This is a genomic window from Pedobacter sp. 01T416_2, assembly GCF_056398925.1.
Genome location: NZ_JBFTQI010000390.1, coordinates 1 through 5,475, shown reverse-complemented (window position 1 = coordinate 5,475; position 5,475 = coordinate 1). Strand labels below are relative to the sequence as shown.

The following is a 5,475-nucleotide window of genomic DNA, read 5'->3' as shown; positions in this document are numbered from 1 at the left end:
CAAAAAACCAAACAACGATCCAATTTCGCTTAACTACAGCAGGTTTTATAAAAATTTTTAATTATATTAAAATTCGTTTCTACGAACTATTAAACATTACTAACTAAAACTACCAATTTGATGAAAAAACTACTCTTAAGTATGCTTTTGTATCTCGGTGCAATTTCATTTGCTTTCGCACAAAGCAAAGTGATTACCGGGAAAGTTACGTCTACCTCCGGACCAATTCCGGGCGTTAGCGTATTTGTAAAAGGCTCACCAGCTAATGGCACACAGAGTGATGCCTCGGGCGCCTTTAAATTAACCGTTTCGGATGATGCCAAAACACTTGTTTTTAGCTTTATTGGTTACAAAACCAAAGAAGTGCCTATTACAGGGCAAAGCATCAATGTAAACCTTGATGAGGAAAACAATACACTATCAGATGTGGTGGTGGTGGGTTATGGAACGCAGAATAAACGCGATGTGACAGGATCTGTAGCCTCTGTTAAATCTAAAGACCTGGAAAACTTACCTGTAACAAGTTTTGAACAGGCCTTACAAGGAAAAGCAGCAGGTGTTCAGATTGCCGCTCAAAATGGAAAATTAGGGCAGGGAATAACGGTAAGGGTAAGGGGCGCTGCATCAGTAACTGCAGGTAGCGAGCCGCTGTACATTGTTGATGGAATACCAATTACCTCGGGAGATTTTTCGAGTACTACTGCGCCTACGAGTGCTCTGGCAGATATAAACACCAATGATATCGAATCTATAGAAGTATTAAAGGATGCATCGGCATCGGCAATTTATGGTGCAAGAGCTTCAAATGGCGTGGTATTGATCACAACCAAACAAGGTAAGGCAGGCAAAACACTTATCCAGTTTAATGCACTGGGTGGTGTAAGCTCACCTTCTAACCATAGGGATTTTTTAAACGCAGAACAGTACGTTCAAATAGAGCGAAGAGCTGGGCAGGGCCAGGCGAATCAGGATTTTCTCAATGGAGATTATGCAACCCTGCAAGAAGCATTAGATGATTATAGCGCAAGTGTAGAGGCACGTTTAAACCGGTATTCTGCTGGTAACAACGATTATCAAACTTATAAAGTAAATTCTAACTGGGAAGCTGCTTCTTTTCAGGATAAACCTGTTACGCAACAATACGACCTTAATTTAACAGGGGGAAATGAAAAAACGAAATTTTATATCGGTGGCCAGGCCTTAGATCAACAAGGAATTGTGATAGGCAACAGTTATAAACGCTACAGCGGCCGGTTAAACCTGACCAATAAAGTAACTGATTTTTTAGAAGTGGGTATTAACCTTAATTTTTCAAATAGTATTAATAACAGGCTATCAAATGATAATGCCTTTTCAAGTCCGCTACAATCTGTAGCACTCTCTCCTATTACGCCTTTTATAGATCCAAGGTCGGGTTTAATAAGTGGAACTTTACCTGGAGCCGCTTCAAATTATCCAGTATATTACAATCCATTCATTAGTGTCGATAATGCTTTTTATAAAGCAACAGTGTACCGAACAATTGGCAAAGCTTTTGCGAATATCAACATTGCTAAGGGATTAAAATTCAGCACTGATTTTTCTATTGATAACTTAAATCAAAACGAAGAAAGTTATTATGGTTCATTAACTTTTAGAAATACTGGTACTTCAAATGGCTACGGGCAAAATATTTCAACTTTTGTAATTAATGCCAACACCAATAATTTCTTCAGTTATAATACAACTATCGGCAAAAGTGCTTTTGATGTTATTTTGGGTACAAGTTATCAAAAATCAACCACCAAGTACAGCACCATTGAAGGACAGGATTTCCCAAGTGATTCTTACATTAAATTAGGTTCTGCTGCAACAAAAGTGATTGCAACCAGTAATGAGGGTGCTTTTAGCTTTCTGTCTTATTTCTTTAGGGCCAATTATAAATACAACGACCGTTATTTAGTAGGTTTTAGTGTAAGGGCTGATGGTTCATCACGTTTTGGAACCAATAATAGATATGGGTATTTCCCGGCAGGTTCAGTGGCTTGGATTGCATCTGAAGAAGATTTCTTAAAACAAAGTGAAACCATCAGTTTGTTAAAATTTAGGGCAAGTTATGGTTTAACGGGTAATGCCGAAATTGGTAATTATTCTGCCCGTGGTTTATTCGCCGGAACAGGGGCATATGGTGGTTTGCCTGGGCAGATTCCTTCGCGAATAGCCAATCCGGACTTAACATGGGAAAAAACGAAACAACTCGATATCGGCTTTGATTTTGGTATTTTAAAGAATAGAATTACAGGAATTTTTGATTTTTATCAAAAAAATACCACCGATTTATTATTAGATGTGCCTATCCCGCAAACAACAGGTTTCTCTACTAAAACCCAAAATTTAGGTTCATTAAAAAATACCGGGTTTGAATTGGGCATCAATACAGAAAATTTTGTAGGCGCGTTTAAATGGTCAACAGCAATAACAGGAGCAATTAACAACAATAAGATTACAAATTTAGGAGGGCAGATTTTAAATAGCAATGAAATAAATGCGGCTATTTCAGGGCAACCGATCGGCGTATTTTACATCCCGGAATATGCTGGGGTAAATCCGGCTAATGGTGATGCGATTTATTACAAAAACACAGTTGATGCAAATGGCAATGTAGACAGGAGTACAACAAATAACATTAACGATGCACAACGGATTTTTGCAGGCAACCCTAATCCTAAATATACATTTGGCTTAAACAACACTTTTTCATACAAGAATTTCGATTTAGGTATATTTTTTCAAGGTGTAAAGAGCAATAAAATTTTCAATGCTGGCGGCCAGTATATGAGCGCCAACGCATCAAACGGCTATGATAACCAAACTGTAGATCAAATGAGCTATTGGGATAAACCGGGTGATGTTACATCTGTTCCGGAGCCCCGTCTGTTTGCAGGTAATGGTATCGGAAACTCAACAAGATATTTATCTGATGGTTCTTATGTCCGCTTAAAAACATTAACGCTTGGCTATACTTTTCCAGTTTCGGTGTTAACCAAAATTAAGTTAAGCAAATTAAGGTTATATGCTACGGCGCAAAACCTGCTTACCATAACCGGTTACAAAGGATGGGACCCGGAGGTTAATGCAGATTATCAATCGACAAACATTAATCAGGGCGTAGATTTTTACTCAGCACCACAACCACGGGTAATTTCATTGGGTATTAACATTGGCCTATAATTAAAAAAGAATCAAAATGAAAAAGACATATATAAATAATATCATATTTGCTTGCGTGTTTTTGATGGCTTTATCATCATGCAAAAAGGCACTGGATGTAAATCCTGTTGATACCATTGAGCAAAAAAATGCTTTGCTTACCTCTAAAGATGTTGAAGGAGCGCTAATTGGAGCCTATTCAGATCTTGGCAGCCGTAATTTTTTCGGTGGCCGTTCGTTTTTGATAACTGATTTCTTAGCGAATACTGATGCCATTGAATGGTTCGGCACGTATGAAGAACTAACCCAGGCGATAAACAAGTCGTTACTAAAAACAAATACTTTTGTTGATAACGTTTGGGCATCAGGCTATACCGCAATTAATGATGCCAATAATGTTATTGCAGCTATAGATAAAGTAGATGCTGCTAAAAAGAGTAGAGTTGAAGGTGAAGCCAAATTTATTAGGGGTGCAGCCTATTTTGAGTTGGTTAGGTTATTTGGAAAAGCCTATAACGATGGTTCGGCAAGTACAAACCTGGGTGTACCGATCGTATTAAGCCCTACCAGCATTGTAAATGAATCAAGTTATGTAAGCAGGGCTACAGTAGCGGCGGTTTATAATCAGGCCATAGCTGATTTAACCGATGCTGAGGCTAAATTGCCTGCAACCAACAGTTTCTTTGCCACTAAATCTTCGGCTGCAGCAATGTTAGCCAGGTTGTATTTACAAATGGGCAATTATAGTGCTGCCGCTTCTGCTGCAAACCGGGTAATTACTTCAGGAAATTATCAGTTAACAGGGACCTACCTGGATGCTTTTCCTAAAATGCCAGAAAGTGGAAAACCTGCAAAACCCGGAGAAAATTCGACGGAAGATGTTTTCGCTATGCAGGTAACAACTTTAACCGGATTTAACGGTTTTAATGAATTTTATGGTTCATCTACATTTGGTGGCCGTGGAGATGCGGTAATTTCGCAAGATTGGATTGACGCAACTTATAGTGCAGGCGACGATAGGGCTAATGCTTTTTACGATGATGACGATATTTTTACGGCGAAATTTGGAAATCAGTTCGGAAATGTTCCCGTAATCAGGCTGGCAGAAATGTATTTAATCAGGGCAGAATCTAATGCACGCTTAGCTCCGGCTGCTCCTATTGGAGGCGTTACACCACTACAAGATTTAACCACCGTTAGAAGCAGGGCTGGCTTAACAACACTAACCGCTACCCTGGCAAATATTCTAAATGAAAGGAAACTTGAATTTGCTTTTGAAGGCTTTTCATTACACGATGCTAAAAGAACGCAAACCAATATTGGAAACATACCCTGGAACTCTACCAGATTGGTTTTCCCAATTCCACAACGTGAAATTGATGCAAACAAAAACTTGGTTCAAAACCCAGGTTATTAAAATTACATATCAACAAAAATGCCCCAAAAAATTTGGGGCATTTTTTTTATCTTTCATTTAAATTTAAAGTTTTTTTGCTGCTGCTATAATTTCTTCTACCACGCCTGGATCAAGCAGCGTAGAAGTATCGCCTAAATTAGTGGTATCTCCTTCGGCAATTTTACGCAGAATTCTACGCATAATTTTGCCCGAGCGTGTTTTGGGTAAACCAGAAACAAACAATATTTTATCAGGCTTGGCAATCGCCCCAATTACACGGGTAACCGTTTGTAAAATATCTTTTTTAGATAATTCTGCTTCGCCATGCATTTCAGGGTAAATTACAAAAGCGTAAATGCCCTGGCCTTTTACATCATGCGGATAACCCACAACCGCACTTTCTACCACACCAGCGTGCATATTAATGGCATTTTCTACTTCAGCGGTACCAATTCTATGTCCAGAAACATTTAATACATCATCAACACGGCCTGTGATTCGATAATAACCATCTTCATCACGTAAACAGCCGTCGCCTGTAAAATATAAATTCTCGTAAGTAGAGAAATAAGTCTGTTTGCAACGTTCGTGATCGCCGTATGTGGTACGCAACATGCCCGGCCAGGGGAATTTGATACAAAGATTTCCCATTACACCATTTCCTTCAATTTCATTACCATTTTCATCAACTAAAATTGGCTGAATTCCTGGTAAAGGCAATGTAGCAAAACTTGGTTTGGTTGGTGTTACCGTAGCAATAGGCGAAATCATAATGCCTCCCGTTTCCGTTTGCCACCAGGTATCAACAATAGGCGCTTTACCGTGCCCGATTTTCTCATCGAACCAATGCCAAGCTTCTTCGTTGATCGGCTCTCCTACGGCTCTCCTAC

3 protein-coding genes are annotated in these 5,475 nt (G+C 39.1%); 2 read left to right on the top strand and 1 reads right to left on the bottom strand.

Annotation, left to right across the window (positions count from 1 at the left end; genetic code table 11):
- Positions 1–120: 120 nt before the first annotated feature.
- Both AC1DPQ_RS16250 and AC1DPQ_RS16245 read left to right on the top strand, forming a co-directional pair.
- Complete coding sequence (locus AC1DPQ_RS16250) at positions 121–3,210, top strand: SusC/RagA family TonB-linked outer membrane protein (RefSeq protein ID WP_477581654.1); 3,090 nt, start codon at positions 121–123, stop codon at positions 3,208–3,210.
- Between the two features lie 16 nt (positions 3,211–3,226).
- Positions 3,227–4,606 (top strand): RagB/SusD family nutrient uptake outer membrane protein, encoded by a 1,380-nt coding sequence (locus tag AC1DPQ_RS16245; RefSeq protein WP_477581652.1) that lies wholly within the window; start codon positions 3,227–3,229, stop codon positions 4,604–4,606.
- Between the two features lie 63 nt (positions 4,607–4,669).
- Here AC1DPQ_RS16245 and AC1DPQ_RS16240 read toward each other — a convergent pair.
- On the bottom strand, positions 4,670–5,475 hold an 806-nt coding region (locus tag AC1DPQ_RS16240; protein WP_477610249.1), incomplete at its 5' end, for an AMP-binding enzyme.

Coding starts and splice junctions, on each gene's coding strand:
- AC1DPQ_RS16250 (WP_477581654.1), top strand. CDS start 121: ATGAAAAAACTACTCTTAAGTATGCTTTTGTATCTCGGTGCAATTTCA.
- AC1DPQ_RS16245 (WP_477581652.1), top strand. CDS start 3,227: ATGAAAAAGACATATATAAATAATATCATATTTGCTTGCGTGTTTTTG.